We start from the raw sequence: 19,796 nt of genomic DNA, 5'->3' as shown, positions 1-19,796 counted from the left end.
CTTTTACTCTCCTAGAGATCTGACTGACGAATGTACCGATAGATCTCTGGTGTTTTTTCTGGCGCTTCATCGCCAATGTGAATCGCTTTCTTCACGGCTGCAGCCGCTTCTTCGAAGGCGCTTTCCGATTGCGCATGTACCATGGCAATCGGCTTGTCTGCGGTGATCTCATCACCCAGGGCACATACCTGAGTCAGACCTACGCTATAATCGAGTGCATCACCAGGCTTACGACGGCCACCACCTAAGGTCACCACCGCCAGGCCAAGCTCCCGGGTATCCATCGCAGCAGCAAATCCGCTGCGGTCAGCATACACTGGACGAATAATTTGCGATTGTGGCAGGTACTTAGCATAGTTTTCGATAAAGTCTGCCGGGCCGCCCAGGCCTGCGATCATACGGCCAAAGACATCTGCAGCCTTACCGTTATCCAACACCCTATTCAGCTTATCGCGAGCCTCAGCTTCATTTGCCGCAAGACCACCTAGCTGTAACATCTCGGCGCACAGACCCATGGTCACTTCATAAAGACGCGGATTACGATAAGCACCGGTTAGGAAATCAACCGCTTCTTTTACTTCTACCGCGTTACCGGCACATGATGCCAAAACTTGGTTCATGTCTGTGAGCAGGGCTGTTGTCTTAGTGCCTGCACCATTAGCCACGGCAGTGATACTGCGGGCAAGCTCTTCAGAGGCTTCATAGGTCGGCATAAAGGCGCCACTACCTACCTTGACGTCCATGGCAAGTGCATCGAGGCCAGCGGCAAGTTTTTTGGAAAGAATAGAAGCTGTGATGAGAGAAATGGATTCAACGGTGGCGGTATTATCGCGAATAGAATAGAAACGTTTATCGGCGGGAACCAGATCACCGGTTTGGCCTATGATGGCGACACCCGCTTCTTTCACGACTTTTCTGAACAGGTCGCTGTCTGGCTCTGTCTGGTAACCGGGAATAGCATCGAACTTATCCAGAGTTCCACCTGTATGACCCAGGCCACGACCTGAAATCATTGGCACATAACCACCACAGGCGGCGGCCATGGGGCCAAGCATCAGGCTGATCACATCACCCACACCACCAGTACTGTGTTTGTCGATGATAGGACCATCCAGGCCAAGGTTTTTCCAGTTGAGAACGGTGCCAGAGTCACGCATGGCTGTGGTTAGCGCAATACGTTCATCCATGTTCATGTCTTTGAAATAGACCGCCATACCCAAAGCGGCTATTTGACCTTCTGAAACCGTGTTGTTAGTGATCCCTTGAACAAAAAACTGGATCTCCTGGGTCGACAAAGCTTCGCCATTACGTTTTTTACGAATAATCTCTTGTGCTAGAAACATGGTACTGCCTCCGAATTTGTCACAAAAAATCGTTTTTTAGTGACAAACTCTCTTTTTTAACGCCAAAACCGTAATTTAATTACAATAACTATATACAAGTTTTGGCGTTATCAAATAGATTTAGATCACACTTAACTAATAACGCTAACCACGCTGATTAGTAACCTTGAGGTCCCTGTGGCGCTTCACCTAACTCCAGAGTGTGTAGCAAGTTAGTCAGCAAGCTCGATGCACCAAAACGGAAGGTACGTGGAGTTGCCCAGTCTTTACCTAGCAAGCGTTCAGCAACGCCTAAGAATTCTTCTGCAGCCGCAGCATCACGCACGCCACCGGCTGGCTTGAATCCGACTTTAGGGTTCTTCTCGGCGATAACCGTCATCATGATCTCAGCCGCTTCTAAGGTGGCGTTCACTTCCACTTTACCGGTAGAGGTCTTAATAAAGTCAGCGCCTGCATCGATAGACAGTTCAGAGGCTTTACGGATTAGTGCTGGGTCTTGTAATACGCCAGACTCGATAATCACCTTAAGCAATACATCGTCACCACAGGCTTCTTTACAGGCTTTGACCAGCTCATAACCCACAGTCTCATTGCCTTCCATCAGAGCACGATATGGGAACACCACATCCACCTCATCGGCACCATAGGCAACGGCCGCACGGGTCTCTAGCACAGCGATCGCGATATCATCGTTACCATGGGGGAAGTTAGTGACTGTCGCAATTTTGATCTCTTCACAACCCATTTCATTTAGGGTCTTGCGAGCAATAGGAATAAAACGAGGATAAATACAGATTGCAGCTGTGTTACCTGCAGGTGTCTTCGCCTTGTGACATAACTCGATCACTTTCTGATCGGTATCATCATCATTTAGCGTAGTCAGGTCCATTAGCTCAATGGCTTTTTGTGCTGCTTTTTTTAAAGCACTCATATTAGCTCTCCGAAACGTAAATTATTAATTCAGAAATAAAAAAATTGACGTATGACAGCACCTAGAGTTGGCATCTTTTGATTATTTTTATGGCCGGGCCTTCAGGCGTTGCCGTAAATTTGTTTTATCAGTAAGACATAACAAGTTTACTAATTCAGGTATTCAATGCCCTGGTATTAGCCAGAAGCGATCCTGACACAAGGGTCACGACTTGAATCCTTGAAGACCGGGAAGGGGGAACGAGTAATTATACTTTGTAGAGCAGTGTTCCAGCCTTTCCGCGAAAAATCCTTTTTAGCGCGTAAAACTACTAACCTTTATGTAAACAAACTCTATTTAATATAGTCCATGCTTAGATAAAGATTACCCACTTTGATTAAACAATCTTGACAAATCAGAGTGAGAGATAAGGAGCCGCCATATCGCGGCTCCTAAGACTTACATTAGCTCGATTTAGAACTTGTAAGTCGCAGTGAAGTAGTGACCCCAACCAGTAGTGTCCAGACCACCCCAGAATTCGTTAGCGAATGCTTGGTTGTTTAGACCGTATACTCTGTTGTAGTACTTAGCACCATAACCAAGTGCGTAGTTGTCAGTGTGCCAATATAGACCGAAGAAGGCTGCACCACCGTGAGAAGAGTTATTTGTCTTACCGGTAAAATCATTGAAGCCGCTTGCATCTTCATCCATCGCGAACTGCCAATCAACATAGCCTTGGAAAGATAGGAAACTCTTGTTTTCGAAGAAGTGGAAAGGCTTGAACCAGTTCATAGAGAATTGATAACCGTTCCACTCTTTTGCATTTAGATCGTAAGTAGCGTACAGGTTCATGCCAGTTTTGCCTAACCAAGGCACGTTCACGTCAGCACCTAGACCCCAGAATGACATGTTTACGTCACCCTTGGTGTAAGCAGCAAATTCATTGAAATCTTTGTCTGAAGCAGTGTAGTTACCGGTGATTCCGCCGCCACCCCAGTTGAACAGAGTTGAGAAGTAAACTTCTTGTACTGGGCCGAAAGACAGGTCCTGACCAGTGATCGCATCTAGAGAGAAGCGAGGTGCAAACTTCATGAAGATTTTGCTGGCGTTGTTAGTTTTGTCACCTGAACTTTCGTTACCTAGGTTGAACACATCAACATAACCGTATAGGTCAACGATACCCTTACGACCACCGAATTCCATCTCTAGGTAGTTGTGGTGCGCATCAACACCATCTGCAATTGGGTGCTCATCTACAGAGTACATAGCGTTGAACTGCATCCACTTGTAATCGGTAGCGTAGATATCTGAGCGATCAGCTGCAAAAGCGTTGCTAGACATTGCTGCTACGGCCGTAGCGGCTAAAGCTAAAGTTTTAACGTTTTTCATCATCAACCCCATTATTTTATGGTTTCACTGCTCTTTATGAGTCAGCGTTTCTTTCTTTGTTGGCGCCGCATTTTACTCAAATTGGATTAAATCACAATATAATTAATGTAAAAATGCGAACACAAAATTCTAACATCAAAACAAACTTCTGATTTATCTCAAATATTGGTGATTAATCACCCACTGAATCGAAGTTCATTTACACATGGCTCTCCATCAGCAAGACTGATAAACCGCCATATTGTTACAAAAATTTTACGAAAAATGGTTGGGTTAACGCTGACTCTGCCCTGCAGGACAGAGTCGCCGTTCAGGGGCATCCCCCCAAGGAATTACCTGAGACTTATAACGCTAGGAATAGACCTGCTAGCGTTGCACTCATAAGGTTAGCAAGTGAACCTGCAACCACAGCGCGTAGACCAAGTTTAGCTAGGTCGTGGCGACGTGTAGGAGCCATTGCACCCAGACCACCAAGCAGAATGGCGATTGAAGATAGGTTCGCAAATCCACATAGTGCAAATGAGATAATCGCTTTGGTTCTGTCAGACATAACCGCGTTTGTTGCTTCAACTAAGATACCGCCATCAGCAACATCTTTTAGGTATGGAGCAAAGTTTAGGTAAGCCACGAATTCGTTAACAACAATCTTCTGACCAATGAAAGAACCGGCAACAAGGGCTTCGTTCCAAGGCACACCGATAAGGAATGCCAGAGGCATGAAGATGTAACCTAGGATTAGTTCTAGCGTAATACCTTCTAGACCGAATATACCTGTCACACCACCGATGATACCGTTGATCATAGCGATTAAGCCTACGAAAGCGATCAACATTGCACCAACGTTTAGCGCAAGGTGCATACCAGATGAAGCACCTGCTGCTGCAGCGTCTAATACGTTAGCTGGCTTGTCAGGATCTTCTGGCAGCTCTCCCATTTCGTTAACAGTTTTATCTGTTTCAGGATGCATCAGCTTAGCCATCAATAGACCACCTGGAGCAGCCATGAATGACGCCGCTACTAGGTATTCAATTGGTACACCCATCTGCGCGTAACCAGCAAGAACTGAACCAGCGATAGACGCTAGACCACCCACCATGATGGCGAAAAGTTCAGACTGAGTCATAGTCGCGATAAACGGACGAACCACAAGTGGCGCTTCTGTTTGACCAACGAAGATGTTAGCAGTTGCTGACATAGACTCTGTGCGGCTGGTACCCAAGGCTTTCTGTAGACCACCACCGATGATACGGATGATCCACTGCATGATGCCTAGGTAGTAAAGCACAGCGATTAGAGAAGAGAAGAAAACGATAACAGGTAGAACGTTAATCGCGAAGATGAAACCAACTTTAAACTGGGCTAAATCGCCGAACAGGAAGTTGATACCGTTTTGAGCATAACTGATCACGCTTGATACGCCGTCAGAAACACCTTTTAGAATGTCTTTACCGATTGGCACATATAACACGAAACCAGCGAAGAACGCCTGAATCGCTAGTGCACCAAATACGGTACGCATATTGATAGCTTTTCTGTCTTTAGACAGTAAAAAACCGATCCCGAGTAGGACGACCACCCCTACTAAACTCATTAAAATATCCATTAACCATCACCCTATTGTTAATACTTTTTAATTATGTTGTTAACCAACCTTTTTCACCGTCAGATTATACCCGACCGTATGGCTAAAATCGTCGTTTTGATCAAGTTTTTGAAGTTTTATTTCAAGACCTTACAAAAAAAACTTGGTGCGATTAACATCTGTTTTTTTAAAAATAAACTAGAGGTCAAAGAGTTGCAGCGTATTTTGAAACATCTGTTCTGAGACGCGAACGCTAGATTTTTTCTGCAATTTAGCGATTTTCTGAATTAGCAAACGCAAAATTAAGCTGGAACCGCCGGTTTTATCGGCAAAGTCTGGCTTTTTAACCTGCGAAACCAGGGCTAAATCAGTCTCTATCACCAGATGATCTAACGGTAACTTGACAAGGGTTTCTTGCAATTTTTTCGCCTTTTCCTCTAACAACAGATGGCCAATTCCTATGTAACACCCCGCATCCACATAGCGCTGAGCCAATTGCATCGAGCCATAAAAGCCATGTATGACACCTCCTTTCACCAGGGGATACCGCTTAAGTAACGCAAGCGCCTCATTGTGAGCTTTAACGCTATGTAAGATCACCGGTAACTTATGTCGTTGCGCCAACTGTAATTGCGCCTCAAAACAGGGAAGCTGATAGCCCCAGCTCTGCCTATGGAGGCCATCCAACCCGCACTCCCCCACAGCGACCAAACGAGGATCATCGCCCTGCACTTCAAGCAGTTTAGACAAGTTTTCAATATCTTGCTGCCAATTGTGATTGCAATACCAAGGATGAACGCCTAAGCCATAGCTAAAATCATACGAAGAGGCGACAAGCAACTGTTTCGCCCACTTCTGTGCGCTGACACCTGGGATCACAGCCTGCCTGACCCCAGCCCGTTTAAGCGATGCCACTAAGGCATCCCGGTCAGCATCGAACTCATCGAAGTCCAGATGTACATGACTATCGATCATGGCTAAGGGAGGCTCTGGAGGGACGACACCCGATAAAGCTTGTTTAGGGCTTGGCATCATCTTTCAACGCTTCTGTATCGGCTGATTTAGCCTCAGCTTCAGCTTTTGACTGCTTAGTCGACACCAAGTCAGGCTCACTGAGTTTAGGAGCACAGCAACGCTGATTTTCCGGCGTCAGTCCCATACGATCACACCAAGCCACATAGGCTTGCCACCACTTAACCAACATATCTCCTCCCAAGTGGTTTAAACATCATCATCACTATACTTAACGAACAAAAAATGTGCACAAAAAAAGCAGCCTAGGCTGCTTTTTTATCGGAATTAATTTTCCCGCGTTTTGGCAAATTCGATATCCGGATAACGTTCCATCGACAGGTTAAGGTTAACCATAGTCGGGGCGACATAAGTCAGGTTATCGCCACCATCGAGTGCAAGGTTATTACTGCATTTACGCTTAAACTCTTCCAGTTTCTTGCTATCTTTGCTGTACACCCAACGCGCCGTGGCTACGCTGATCGCCTCATAGATAGCCTCAACCTTGTATTCACTCTTAAGACGCTGTACTACCACCTCAAACTGCAGCACACCGACAGCGCCCACAATCAGATCGTTTGTATCCAATGGGCGGAACACCTGCACAGCACCTTCTTCTGAGAGCTGAACCAGACCTTTAAGCAATTGCTTCTGCTTGAGCGGGTCTTTAAGCCTGATACGACGGAACATCTCAGGCGCAAAGTTAGGAATACCGGTAAAGCGCAGCTTTTCGCCTTGAGTAAAGGTGTCACCAATGCGAATGGTTCCGTGATTGTGTAATCCGATAATATCGCCAGGATAAGCCGCCTCAGCGCGATTACGGTCACCCGCCATAAAGGTTAAGGCATCACTTACGTTTACATCTTTACCTATGCGCACATGGTGCATCTTCATTCCCTGCTCGTAACGTCCTGAGCAGATGCGCATAAAGGCCACACGGTCTCTGTGCTTAGGATCCATATTTGCTTGAATCTTAAACACGAAGCCACTGAATTTAGGTTCGTCCGGCTCAACATTACGTAGATCCGACTCACGCGCCTGAGGACGCGGCGCCCACTCGACAATGCCGTCAAGAATATGGTCAACACCAAAGTTACCCAGTGCAGTACCGAAGAATACCGGCGTCAGCTCGCCCTTAAGGAAAGCCTCTAAATCAAATTCGTGAGAGGCACCGAGTACCAACTCCATCTCGTCGCGCAGATCTTGTGCATAGCTGCCGATCGCCTCATCGAGTTCTGGATTATCCAGTCCCTTGATGACACGAGAATCCTGAATGGTATGACCCATACCGCCCTGATACAGTACCACTTCGTCACGCAGCAGGTGATAGACACCTTTAAACTCCTTGCCAGCACCGATAGGCCAAGTGATCGGCGCGCAGGCAATATTGAGTACGTTTTCCACTTCATCCATCAGTTCGATAGGATCGCGGATATCGCGGTCAAGTTTGTTCATGAAAGTCACAATAGGCGTATCACGCAGACGTGTCACTTCCATCAATTTAATTGTGCGCTGTTCTACACCTTTAGCCGAGTCGATCACCATAAGGCAAGAATCCACCGCGGTTAGCGTACGATAGGTATCTTCCGAGAAGTCTTCGTGACCCGGGGTATCCAGCAGGTTGACCAGGGCTTCACGATAGGGAAACTGCATCACAGAGGTAGTAATCGAAATACCACGATCTTTTTCCATCTCCATCCAGTCAGACTTGGCATGCTGTCCCGACTTCTTGCCTTTTACCGTTCCCGCCTTCTGCAGAGCCTGTCCGAATAACAAGACCTTTTCGGTGATAGTGGTTTTACCCGCATCGGGGTGCGAGATGATGGCGAAAGTACGACGCTTGTCGACTTCAACTTTATTGCCTGACATGATTACCTGCGAATTTGATGGAGTGCTAAAAGCCGGCAATTATAGCGCCAAGCTTAGCTTATGGCTAGTTTAGCAACCGGAATCTGCAGGGCTTAGCGACGCCTTACAGGGTGTGTCCCAATTGCCGGAAAGAGAAAGGCCCTTTCACACAAAAAGGGCCTTTAGCACTGTTTAACTGAACTTTCGCTCGTCTTAGGGCTGGGTGAGCAACTCACTCATGTTTGCCAGCTCTACCCTGGCATACCTGTGTTCAACGAAATCATAGATATTAGTCGCTAAGGCAAGCCTGAAATAGTTGGCAGCATCGCTGTAGTTACCCTGCTTCTGAGCCACTTTAGCGATGTAAAAGTAGGCTTCGCACAGACGCTCGGCGTACTCATTAGGATGACTTAAGCCCTGCTTGGCGATCTGAAACACTTGGTCGCGGCTCAGCTTACCGAGATAAAAATCCACTAAGGTTGTAGACCACTGAGAGTCATCAAGCTTGCTTCGATTTTCAGCTAAGTGTAGCTTTGCCTGCTCGGCATCACGCTTAACCTCGGTAATATAAAGCCACAGGGCGCGATAGCCATCTTGCTCATTGGCCTGATAGAAAGATTGCATGTCGGCAACGGCAAGCTCATCACGCTGTCCGTAGTAAAGCGCTATACCACGATTCAGATAGGCATAATCATATTCGGGTGATAACTCGAGCACGGCATCGAACGCCTCATAGGCACTCTCGAATTCGCCTTCCTGGGTGTAATAGATGCCGATAAAGTTATAGGCATCAGCAAGATTAGGCTGGAGTTTTAATGATTGGTGAAAATCGATACGGCTAAGAATGCGCAGGCCAACACTGTCATAAATAACGCCGCGATCATAGTGAAAACGAGCACGCTGCTCTGGAGTTAACTCTGCAGAGGCTAAGATATCATTGAGCCTTGCCAGGGTGACTTCAAGTTTGTAGTCAGGCATAACGGGGGCGACCATTAACTTACCCTGCTCCGCCGTTGCCGCCGGTTGAGTCGATACACATCCTGTTAGTAACAAACTTAAGCCAGTCATCATAGCTAACGAGACCGAGCGCAATTTATAAGTCATCCATTTAACCTTTTCACCGCTGCAATAGCCCCAATCATAGCAATACCAACTAGTCACGGCTATCTTCAATTAGTAAAAACCAATAAAAAAGGAGACCTATTGGTCTCCTTTTAATCTCAACTCGCTTTAGCTATCGATTATTCGCTTGCCGCTTCTTCTTTCGGCTGAGCTTCTTTCATCGACAGACGTACGCGGCCTTGGCGATCAACTTCCATCACCTTAACCTTCACTTCCTGACCAACTTCTAAGTAGTCAGAAACGTTAGCAACACGCTCTTCAGCGATTTGTGAAATATGCACCAGACCGTCTTTACCCGGAAGGATAGTCACGAAGGCACCGAAGTCAACGATACGAACAACCTTACCATTGTAAACAGTACCGACTTCAACTTCTGCAGTGATCTCCTGGATACGACGGATAGCTTCTTTAGTCGCTTCGCCGTTAGCTGAAGCAATCTTCACAGTACCGTCATCTTCCAGCTCGATGGTAGTGCCAGTCTCTTCGGTTAGCGCACGAATGGTTGCGCCACCCTTACCAATCACGTCACGAATCTTCTCTGGGTTAATCTTCAGAGTGGTGATACGTGGAGCGTGATCAGAGATATCTGCACGGTGACCAGAGATAGCTTGGTCCATCACGTTCAAGATATGCACACGAGCACCATAGGCTTGTTGCAGTGCAATCTGCATGATCTCCTGAGTGATACCTTCGATCTTGATATCCATCTGCAGTGCAGTGATACCGTCACGAGTACCGGCTACTTTAAAGTCCATGTCACCTAAGTGATCTTCATCACCCAAGATGTCAGATAGAACGACAAAGTCATCGCCTTCCTTCACTAGACCCATAGCAATACCGGCAACCGAAGTCTTGATCGGTACACCAGCGTCCATCAGTGCCAGAGAAGTACCACATACAGAAGCCATAGAGCTTGAACCGTTAGATTCTGTGATTTCAGACACTACACGTACGCTGTATGGGAACTCTTCAGCCGTTGGCATAACGGCATTGATACCGCGCCATGCTAGCTTACCGTGACCAATTTCACGACGCTTAGGCGAACCAACCATACCGGTTTCACCAACAGAGTATGGTGGGAAGTTGTAGTGCAGCATGAAGCGGCTGGTTTGCTCGCCCATGATGCTATCGATCTTCTGTGCGTCACGCTCAGTACCTAAGGTACAAGTGACCAGTGCCTGAGTTTCACCACGGGTGAACAGTGCACTACCGTGAGTACGTGGCAGTACGCCAGCCATCACGCTCAGGGCACGGATCATATCTGGCTCACGGCCGTCGATACGAGGGTTACCAGCGATGATGCGGCTACGAACAACCTTCTTCTCAAGGCTACCCAGCAGCTTGTCGGCTTCAGCAAGATCAACGTCTGGATTTTCTTCTACCAGCTTAGCGATAGCCGCTTGCTTCACTTCGATAACGGCGTCACGACGCTCATGCTTAGCAGTGATCTGGTAAGCATTGGTAAAACCATCTTCGGCCAATACGCGAATCTTCTCAACCAACTCAGCATCAACTTCAGCTGGTTTCCAGTCCCACATTGGCTTGTTTACTTCGGCGCGCAGTTCTTTAATGGCATTGATCACCACTTGCTGCTGCTCGTGACCATAAACCACTGCACCTAGCATAACTTCTTCAGGCAGAGCGCTGGCTTCAGACTCAACCATAAGTACCGCATTTTCGGTACCAGCAACAGACAGCTCAAGTTGGCTCTCTTTTAACTGAGAAACCGTTGGGTTGAGGATATATTCGCCATCGACATAACCAACTTGGGCTGAACCTAGTGGACCGTTGAATGGGATGCCTGAGATAGACAGCGCCGCAGAGGTACCTATCATAGAGATAACTTCTGGGCTGATCTCTGGATCAACAGAAACCACAGTGATGATGACTTGAACTTCGTTCTTAAAACCATTCGGGAATAGTGGACGAATAGGACGGTCAATCAGACGCGCAGTAAGGGTTTCGCCTTCTGAAGGACGGCCTTCGCGTTTGAAAAATCCACCAGGGATTTTACCCGCAGCGTAAGTTTTTTCCTGGTAATTAACGGTTAACGGGAAAAAGTCACGACCTGGCTCTTCAGCTTTCTTGCCAACAACAGTTACCAATACTGTTGTATCACCCATACTTGCCAAAACAGCTGCGTCTGCTTGACGTGCAATAACCCCAGTCTCTAGCGTGACTGTGTGCTGACCATATTCAAAACTCTTTACGATTGGATTCACGTGAACCTTTCCTTAATTTAATAACCTTAATTTCGCGGCTAAGTATACTGCAAGTCTAATCAATAGATAAAGAGCACATGTAGATGACAAAGCGTAATCTTTTCTCTAAAGTGGGTAGATAAAGATAAATTTCTGTCTATCGCTGCTTTTTCTAAAAAATAGAATGTGATTGGTCACTAAGAATGTAAGGGGTGGCAAATGAGCACACGGTTCAAATCGTTAACATGGAAACAAACAACACTGGTTGTGTTTTCAGCGTTATTTTTTGCCGTTGCTATTTTTATCGTCGAAGTCGCGCTTGTCGGCATCTCCGCCCGTCAACAACTTATCGTTGCTCAAGAAGAACTCCTAGATTCCATTGAACAACCCGCCGCCAATGCCGTCTGGGCACTTGATGATAATCTTGCCGCCCAAACCCTTGAGGGAATACTTAAGGTTGAACATGTCGGCGAAGCAGTGATCGAACTCGACGATGGCAGCATGTTTGTCTCAATGAATAATCCTTTTACCGATAACCCCTTAGTCCGCACAGTGAGCGAAAAACTGTTTGGCGATTTAAAACAGTTCAGCCGCACCTTATATCGGCCCTCTTTTTTTGAGGGAACAGAGAAGCAGCAGGTCATAGGTACACTCACCATTTTCTATAACACCCAGGAACTGGCAAATACACTCTTTTCCCAGCTGCGTTTCAGTTTTCTGGCGACCTTAGCCCGCGCCCTACTGGTAACCATGGCTCTGTCGATCATCTTCCATCGCTTCCTCACTAAACCCATTGCCGAGATCAGTGAAGCGATAGATAAAATCGACCCTGAACTACCGGATGAAAACCTACTGCCCACGTCCTCTGCCCACCAGGACGATGAGCTGGGATTAGTGACATCAAAATTTAACCAAATCTTAATCCAATTTGGTCAAACCCAAAGCAAATTGCGCCGCATGGCCACCCGAGATCCCTTAACCGGTCTGCCCAACCGCACCTTGCTACTAGAAACCATAGCGGTATCGATTCAAAGAGCGAGAGTACATAAACATCAATTTACCATGTTGTTTATCGATCTCGACCGCTTCAAAAACGTTAATGATTCACTTGGTCATGCTCTGGGTGATCAATTTCTGGCGCGTATCGCCAGGGTGTTAGAGCGTGTCGTTGGCGATCGTGGTACCGTCGCCCGCCTCGGCGGCGATGAGTTTGTTATCTTGGCCGAAGATGCCAGAACGCCAGATCAGGCGGCTGACTTTGTCGACAAGCTGTTGATGCAGCTCAACGTGCCGCTTCAACTCAATGAACACACGATTCACCCTGCGGCCTCAGTGGGGATCTCCATCTACCCAGACGATGGCTTGAGCGCCGAAGATTTGATTCGCCACGCCGATATAGCCATGTACAGCGCCAAAGCGGCGGGGTCGAACCAATGGGCCTTCTTTAAGCAGCAGATGACTGAACGAGCCGCGGTGCGTCTAAGAACCGAAGCCTCCCTTCACGATGCCTTAAAGAACAACGAGTTTTTACTGCACTTCCAACCCAAATTTAATATCAAAACCGGTAAGGTGATCGCTTGTGAAGCCCTGATCCGCTGGAAAAAAGATGGCCGACTCATTAGCCCAATGTCTTTTATTCCCGTTGCCGAAGAGACGGGGATTATCATCCCACTGGGACGTTGGGTGATCGAAGAAGCCTGCCGCACGCTAAAGCACTGGCGCAAACGCTACAACTACGCCATCCCCATCGCCGTTAACGTGGCCTCACAGCAATTTGCCGATGCCAGCCTAGTGCCTGACATCAAACAACTTGCACTGAGATATCAAATAAACCCCAGCCTGTTAGAGGTAGAGATCACCGAAACCTCATTGATGAATGATATTGAGCTTGCTATTCATAAGCTCGAGCAACTTAAGAGTGCAGGCTTTGGTATCGCGGTCGATGACTTCGGCACTGGCTACTCTTCTCTCTCTTATCTGCGCCATCTACCGATCACGACGATGAAGATTGATCGCTGTTTTGTGACCGATCTGCCCAACGAAAGCGCCATCGCTTCTACTATCTTGATGCTCGGCAAACAACTGAATCTGCACATTGTGGCGGAGGGCATAGAGAACGAACAGCAACTCGATTGGTTAAAGCAGATGGATTGTGAAATAGGTCAAGGCTTCTACTACAGTCAGCCCCTGGATATTACTGAATTCGAAGAAAAATATATCGCGCCCAATACCGCCAGCATCAGCCAAATTTAGCCGCAACTGACATCAAGTTCACACGAAAAACATCCATAAAAAAAGGAGGCTAAGCCTCCTTTTTCACTACAGCACTAATCGATTGATTAGCGACGTAGACCTAACTTCTTGATAAGCTCTTGATAGCGCTCGTTTTCAGTGCGCTTCAGGTAAGCTAGTAGCTTACGACGAGAGTTAACCATGCGAAGCAAACCACGACGTGAGTGATGATCATGGATGTGCTCTTTGAAGTGACCTTGTAGGTGGTTGATTTGTGCAGTTAGCAGTGCAACCTGAACTTCAGTAGAACCAGAATCATTCTCACCACGGCCGAAATCAGCCAGGATTTGTGCTTTTACTTCTTTACTTAGTGACATTTTTTTCTCCAAAAGTATATAAATGCTTCAGCCGATCACTAACTCAGCCGAAGAGAGCGCGCTATATTACCGATTTTATGGCCATTAAGCAAGCATTAAGCCTGCTCGTCATGCAGAACCACCAGGCGCTTTGGCGCCAGTAAGCCATCGTCATTCATCTGACCAATACCGACAAATCGCCTTGCCTCACCTAAGGTGATCCGCACCAGCTCATCGACGGGCAGATTCGCTACCTGAACAGGGTTACCATTCATCAGATAATGGGCCAGCTCATCGCTGACATTGATCTCTTTCAAATCGCTGACCGCAGTGTCCATAGGTAGCAATAAAGGATCGAGTAAGACTTTCGGTGCAACATCCTCACTTTGAGCTTGAGCAAGCAGTGCCTCTAGTTGTTCCAGGGTCACCATCTTGTCATAAGGATAACCTGCCACCCCGGTGCGGCGTAACATGATCACATGCGCGCCACAACCTAACATCTCACCCAGATCGTCTGTGATCGTGCGAATATAGGTCCCCTTGGAACAATGAATATCCAGCGTCAGTTCGTCACCTTCGAGCTTAATAAAGTTAAGCTCATGCACTGTGATAGGACGCGCCTCACGGGGCACCTCTTTGCCTTCACGGGCATACTTGTACAGAGGCTGGCCCTGATATTTGAGCGCCGAGTACATAGAAGGGACCTGCATGGTCTCACCACGAAAATACTCAAGCGCCTCTTCGAGTTGCTGCTGAGTAAAGTCGATAGGACGCGTCTGCACCACTTCACCATCTGAATCGCTGGTATCGGTGCGCACACCCAATTTAGCGGTGACCAGATAGCGCTTATCGGCATCTAGCAGATGCTGGGAGAACTTGGTAGCTTCCCCCAAGCAGATAGGCAGCATGCCAGTGGCGAGTGGATCTAGCGCGCCTGTGTGGCCCGCCTTCGCCGCGTTATAGATACGTTTAACTCTTTGCAGGGCAAAGTTGGAGCTCATTCCCGTGTCTTTGTCCAGCAGCACTATGCCGTCGACCAATCGACCTCTAGGTTTACGCGCCATTACTTATCACCTTGCTCAGATGCTTCCTGGTCGTCATCTTCACGACCATGCTCCCGCGCTTTTGCCTCATCTTTAGTGATCACCTGACTCACCAAGTTAGACATACGCATACCTTCAACCAACGAGGCATCGTAAATGAAGCGAATTTCGGGCATCACCCTCAGCTTCATTCTGCCAGCCACTAGAGAACGTACATAACCTGATGCTGTCTCTAATGCCGCCAACTTCTCCTCGACAACGGCCTTGTCTTCCTCGAAGAAGGTGACATAGACCTTTGCATAACTAAGATCCCGTGACACATCAACATCGTTTACTGTCACCATGCCGATACGCGGATCTTTGATGTCGCGTTGCAGCACTTGGGCCAGCTCCTGCTGAAGCTGCTGTGCGATGCGACGAGTACGACTAAATTCTCTTGCCATAATATTTGCCATCTCAAAAACAGGTGACCGGCTCGGTGAAGCTGCAACCACTGCTACTTGGGTCGCGTCTTGACTCTGGGTCATGCCTGAACAAAAAGGGCGGCTTACGCCGCCCCTTTATGATTATAAGGTTCGAGCGATTTCGACCGTTTCGAAGACCTCTATCTGATCGCCAACTTTGACGTCATTATAGTTCTTCACGCCGATACCACACTCCATGCCGTTACGCACTTCGCTAACGTCGTCTTTAAAGCGACGCAGTGATTCCAGCTCACCTTCGAAGATCACCACGTTATCACGCAGTACGCGGATAGGCGCGCTACGCTTGATGGTACCTTCGGTGACCATACAACCGGCGATAGCACCGATCTTAGGAGACTTGAACACATCACGTACTTCGGCAAGACCAATGATCTCTTGCTTGAACTCAGGAGACAACATGCCGCCCATGGCCGCTTTAACTTCATCAATCAGATGATAGATAACGCTGTAGTAACGTAGGTCAACACTCTCGCTCTCGATGGTCTTACGCGCCTGTGCATCGGCACGAACGTTGAAGCCCACCATAATAGCGTTAGATGCCGCAGCAAGCGTTGCATCAGTCTCGGTCAAACCACCCACACCGCTGGCGATGATATTTACCTTCACCTCATCGGTAGACAGTTTGTTGAGCGAGTCAGAAATCGCTTCCAGAGAACCTTGTACATCGGCCTTAAGCACTATGTTCAACTCTTGGACTTCGCCTTCAGTCATGTTAGCGAACATATTCTCTAGTTTAGACTTCTGCTGACGTGCCAGCTTAACATCGCGGAACTTACCTTGACGGTATAGCGCCACTTCACGCGCCTTACGCTCGTCACGAACAACCGTTGCTTCGTCACCAGCTGATGGCACACCAGAAAGGCCTAAGATCTCGACCGGAATCGATGGACCTGCTTCGGTGATTGACTTACCGTTCTCATCCTTCATCGCACGGACTTTACCGTACTCAAGACCACAAAGAACGATATCGCCCTGCTTCAGGGTACCTTCTTGTACCAAAACGGTGGCAACAGGGCCGCGACCCTTATCAAGTTTAGACTCAACAACCACACCGGCCGCCATGCCTTCACGAACCGCTTTAAGCTCAAGAACTTCGGCTTCAAGCAAGATGCCTTCAAGCAACTCGTCGATACCTTCACCAGACTTAGCTGACACGTGAACAAACATGTTGTTCCCGCCCCAATCTTCAGACATGACACCATGCTGTGAAAGTTCAGACTTAACGCGATCTGGGTCTGCTTCTGGCTTATCTATCTTGTTCACTGCAACAATCAGTGGAACACCACCGGCCTTAGCATGCTGAATCGCTTCGATGGTCTGTGGCATCACGCCGTCATCGGCCGCCACAACCAATACCACGATATCGGTCGCCTTAGCTCCACGAGCACGCATTGCGGTAAACGCGGCGTGACCTGGCGTATCTAAGAAGGTGATCATGCCATTACCGGTTTCAACATGGTATGCACCGATATGCTGGGTAATACCACCGGCCTCACCAGATGCCACTTTCGCACGGCGAATGTAGTCAAGTAGTGATGTCTTACCATGGTCAACGTGACCCATGATGGTTACCACTGGCGCACGAGGCTCAACTTTAACGTTGCCGTCACGGTCAGCGAGTACTTGATGCTCAAGCTCGTTTTCACGGATCAGTACAACCTTGTGGCCCATCTCTTCGGCAACCAACTGCGCAGTTTCCTGATCAAGCACCTGGTTGATGGTGACCATAGTCCCCATCTTCATCATCTGCTTGATGATCTCAGTTGCTTTAACCGCCATCTTCTGTGCCAACTCGGCAACAGTCACTGTCTCGCCGATGCTCACATCACGAGTCACAGCCACTGCTGGCTTGTTAAAGCCATGGTCCATAGACTCAGGCGCATTACGCTGGTTACGCTGATTACGACCGCCACGGGCATCTCTACCGCCGCGCTTCTTGTTCAGAGCTTCTTTCTTACCGCCAGCAGGCTTACGGGCACGGCGGCCACGCTTCTCTGCGTTCATGTCGGCAGTGTCTTCTGCTGCGCGCGCTTCAGTTGAAGTGGTCACATGGTGATCGGCACTTTTTTCTGACTCTTTACGAATGCGCTCTTCTTCAGCCCAACGCTTTTCGTTCTCTTCGGCAAGACGACGCGCTTCTTCGGCCGCAGCCTTAGCTTCTTCATCGGCTTTAGCCTTAGCAGCGGCTTCTTTAGCAGCTAACAGACGAGCTTCTTCCACCTTGGCGGCTTTCTCTTCTGCAGTCTCTTCAACCACTGGCTTACCTTCGGCTGCTTTCTTCGCCTTAGCTTCAGCTTCGGCCTTAGCCTTGGCCTTTGCTGCGGCTTCTGCTTCAGCCTTAGCTTTGGCTTCCGCTTCTGCCTTGGCCTTAGCTTCGGCTTCTGCCGCCGCTTTAGCTTCCGCTTCAGCCTTAGCTTTGGCTTCCGCCTCGGCTTCTGCCGCTGGGTCACGCTTCACGAAAGTACGCTTCTTACGCACTTCCACTTTGATGTCTTTAGACTGACCACCACTACCCGACACGCTCAGTGTCGAAATGGATTTACGCTGTAGTGTCATCTTGGTTGGCGTTGCATCGCCGCCATGTTGCTTCTTAAGAAACTCAAGCAACTTCTGCTTTTCTTCTTCAGAAACAGTATCTGTTTTACTCTTCTTAATTCCTGCCTCAGAAAACTGCTCAACTAATCGATCAGCACTTTTCCCTACTTCCTCGGCCAGTTTTGCTACTGTGGTATCTGACATCTGTAAAATCCCCTCTGTTGATCGACTTAAGCTTCTTCGCCAAACCAACAGATATTGCGGGCTGCCATGATGAGCTCACCAGCCTTTTCTTCTGTTAATTCTTCAATCTCGATCAAATCATCAATGCCTTGTTCGGCTAAATCTTCAAGCGTAATTACGCCTTTACTTGCCAACACGTACGCCAAATGACGTTCTAAACCTTCTAGGGCAAGTAAATCTTCGCTTGGCTCAGCACCATCGAGTGCCTCTTCGGATGCCAAAGCCCGTGTAGAGATTGCAGCCTTAGCGCGCTCTCTGAGTGCCTCAACGATCTCCTCGTCGAAGCCGTCGATTTCAAGTAGTTCTGACTCAGGTACATAGGCCACTTCTTCAAGTGAGGTAAAACCTTCATCAGCCAATACTTGAGCAAAATCTTCATCGACATCCAGTGCAGAAACGAACAGGTTAACAACCTTGGCACTTTCTGCCTGGTGTTTAGCCTGCATATCTTCCACTGTCATCACGTTCAGCTCCCAGCCCGATAACTGAGTGGCTAAACGTACGTTTTGACCGTTACGGCCAATGGCTTGCGCCAGTGAATCGGCTTCTACCGCGATATCCATTGAATGGTTATCTTCGTCAACTATGATAGAGGCCACATCGGCGGGCGCCATCGCATTGATCACAAATTGCGCAGGGTTGTCGTCCCAAAGCACGATATCAACACGCTCGCCGCCTAATTCATTTGAAACCGCTTGAACACGCGCGCCGCGCATACCCACACAGGCACCGATAGGATCGATGCGACGGTCGTTTGATTTCACCGCGATCTTAGCGCGAGAACCTGGGTCACGAGCAGCGCCCATGATCTCGATCATCTCATCGGCGATCTCAGGTACTTCTACGCGGAACAGCTCAATCAGCATGTCTGGCTTGGTACGGGTCAGGAACAGCTGCGCACCACGCGCCTCTGGACGCACTGCATAAAGCAGCGCACGTACACGGTCACCCGGACGGAAGCTTTCACGCGAGATAAGGTCTTCCTTAAACAGCACGGCATCGGCATTGTTTCCGAGGTCGACAACCACGCTCTCGCGGTTACTCTTCTTCACCACACCCGTGATTAGCTCACCCTCTTTTTCGAGGAACTGATCAACGATTTGTGCACGTTCTGCTTCACGCACCTTCTGCACAATCACTTGCTTAGCAGTTTGTGTAGTAATACGGTCAAAGACAACTGACTCAATCTCGTCTTCGATATAATCACCCACTTGGATCTCTGGGTTTTCATAGCGAGCGGCTTCAAGCGTGATCTCGCGGAATGGATTTTCCAGCGCCTCACCATGATCTTCAACCACCATCCAACGACGGAAGGTTTCGTACTCACCAGTCTTACGATCGATAGCGACACGAACCTCAATATCGCCTTCATATTTTTTCTTGGTTGCTGTAGCTAACGCGATTTCCAACGCTTCAAAAATCTTTTCGCGTGGCACGGCCTTCTCATTTGAAACCGCCTCAGCGACTAGCAGAATCTCTTTGTTCATTCTCTTGCC

The 19,796-nt window shown here is 48.2% G+C and carries 15 protein-coding genes; 1 reads left to right on the top strand and 14 read right to left on the bottom strand.

Translation table 11 applies throughout. The features are described 5' to 3' along the window. Nucleotides 1–11 precede the first annotated feature (11 nt). From deoA to pnp, 9 genes are all read right to left on the bottom strand, one after another. Nucleotides 12–1,343, bottom strand: coding sequence for a thymidine phosphorylase (gene deoA, locus NY07_RS00655; protein ID WP_033537415.1), 1,332 nt, complete (start codon nt 1,341–1,343; stop codon nt 12–14). Nucleotides 1,344–1,500: 157 nt separating this feature from the next. Further along, entirely contained in the window at nt 1,501–2,274 is a 774-nt protein-coding gene (gene deoC / locus NY07_RS00650; RefSeq protein WP_033537414.1) for a deoxyribose-phosphate aldolase, read from the bottom strand. Between the two features lie 453 nt (nt 2,275–2,727). Further along, nucleotides 2,728–3,642, bottom strand: coding sequence for a nucleoside-specific channel-forming Tsx family protein (locus NY07_RS00645; RefSeq protein ID WP_033537752.1), 915 nt, complete (start codon nt 3,640–3,642; stop codon nt 2,728–2,730). Nucleotides 3,643–3,985: 343 nt separating this feature from the next. After that, complete coding sequence (locus NY07_RS00640) at nt 3,986–5,245, bottom strand: NupC/NupG family nucleoside CNT transporter (RefSeq protein WP_033537413.1); 1,260 nt, start codon at nt 5,243–5,245, stop codon at nt 3,986–3,988. Between the two features lie 177 nt (nt 5,246–5,422). Continuing rightward, nucleotides 5,423–6,259 (bottom strand): TatD family hydrolase, encoded by an 837-nt coding sequence (locus NY07_RS00635; RefSeq protein ID WP_235363870.1) that lies wholly within the window; start codon nt 6,257–6,259, stop codon nt 5,423–5,425. Then, entirely contained in the window at nt 6,243–6,428 is a 186-nt protein-coding gene (locus tag NY07_RS00630) for a hypothetical protein (protein ID WP_033537412.1), read from the bottom strand. The genes NY07_RS00635 and NY07_RS00630 overlap by 17 nt, the downstream gene beginning before the upstream one ends. Nucleotides 6,429–6,523: 95 nt before the next feature. Next, nucleotides 6,524–8,104 carry a peptide chain release factor 3 gene (prfC, locus tag NY07_RS00625; RefSeq protein ID WP_033537411.1) on the bottom strand — a complete coding sequence of 527 codons (1,581 nt, stop codon included), beginning with the start codon at nt 8,102–8,104 and terminating at the stop codon, nt 6,524–6,526. Between the two features lie 192 nt (nt 8,105–8,296). Further along, the gene (gene nlpI / locus NY07_RS00620) at nt 8,297–9,187 is read right to left on the bottom strand and encodes a lipoprotein NlpI (protein WP_033537410.1); all 891 of its coding nucleotides are present in this window, start codon (nt 9,185–9,187) and stop codon (nt 8,297–8,299) included. A gap of 137 nt (nt 9,188–9,324) precedes the next feature. Further along, the gene (pnp, locus tag NY07_RS00615) at nt 9,325–11,427 is read right to left on the bottom strand and encodes a polyribonucleotide nucleotidyltransferase (protein WP_033537409.1); all 2,103 of its coding nucleotides are present in this window, start codon (nt 11,425–11,427) and stop codon (nt 9,325–9,327) included. Between the two features lie 198 nt (nt 11,428–11,625). Here pnp and NY07_RS00610 point away from each other — a divergent pair, with 198 nt between their 5' ends. Beyond that, nucleotides 11,626–13,659, top strand: a complete 2,034-nt coding sequence (locus tag NY07_RS00610) for a putative bifunctional diguanylate cyclase/phosphodiesterase (RefSeq protein ID WP_033537408.1) — start codon at nt 11,626–11,628, stop codon at nt 13,657–13,659. An 86-nt stretch (nt 13,660–13,745) separates the two neighbouring features. On the opposite strand, the gene rpsO is transcribed toward NY07_RS00610, so the two are convergent. From rpsO to nusA, 5 genes are all read right to left on the bottom strand, one after another. After that, nucleotides 13,746–14,015 (bottom strand): 30S ribosomal protein S15, encoded by a 270-nt coding sequence (rpsO, locus tag NY07_RS00605; RefSeq protein ID WP_033537407.1) that lies wholly within the window; start codon nt 14,013–14,015, stop codon nt 13,746–13,748. A gap of 95 nt (nt 14,016–14,110) precedes the next feature. Next, entirely contained in the window at nt 14,111–15,058 is a 948-nt protein-coding gene (gene truB / locus NY07_RS00600) for a tRNA pseudouridine(55) synthase TruB (RefSeq protein WP_033537406.1), read from the bottom strand. After that, nucleotides 15,058–15,480, bottom strand: coding sequence for a 30S ribosome-binding factor RbfA (gene rbfA / locus NY07_RS00595; RefSeq protein ID WP_033537405.1), 423 nt, complete (start codon nt 15,478–15,480; stop codon nt 15,058–15,060). Before rbfA ends, truB begins: the two co-directional genes overlap by 1 nt. 123 nt (nt 15,481–15,603) lie before the next feature. Continuing rightward, nucleotides 15,604–18,261, bottom strand: coding sequence for a translation initiation factor IF-2 (infB, locus tag NY07_RS00590; RefSeq protein WP_033537404.1), 2,658 nt, complete (start codon nt 18,259–18,261; stop codon nt 15,604–15,606). A 26-nt stretch (nt 18,262–18,287) separates the two neighbouring features. Beyond that, a complete protein-coding gene (gene nusA, locus NY07_RS00585) occupies nt 18,288–19,787 on the bottom strand; it encodes a transcription termination factor NusA (protein WP_033537403.1) in 1,500 nt (499 codons plus the stop codon). Between the last annotated feature and the right edge of the window lie 9 nt (nt 19,788–19,796).

Source organism: Shewanella sp. ECSMB14101 (assembly GCF_000773485.1).
Taxonomy (GTDB): domain Bacteria; phylum Pseudomonadota; class Gammaproteobacteria; order Enterobacterales; family Shewanellaceae; genus Shewanella; species Shewanella marisflavi.
This window is presented reverse-complemented; position numbering and strand designations above follow the sequence as displayed.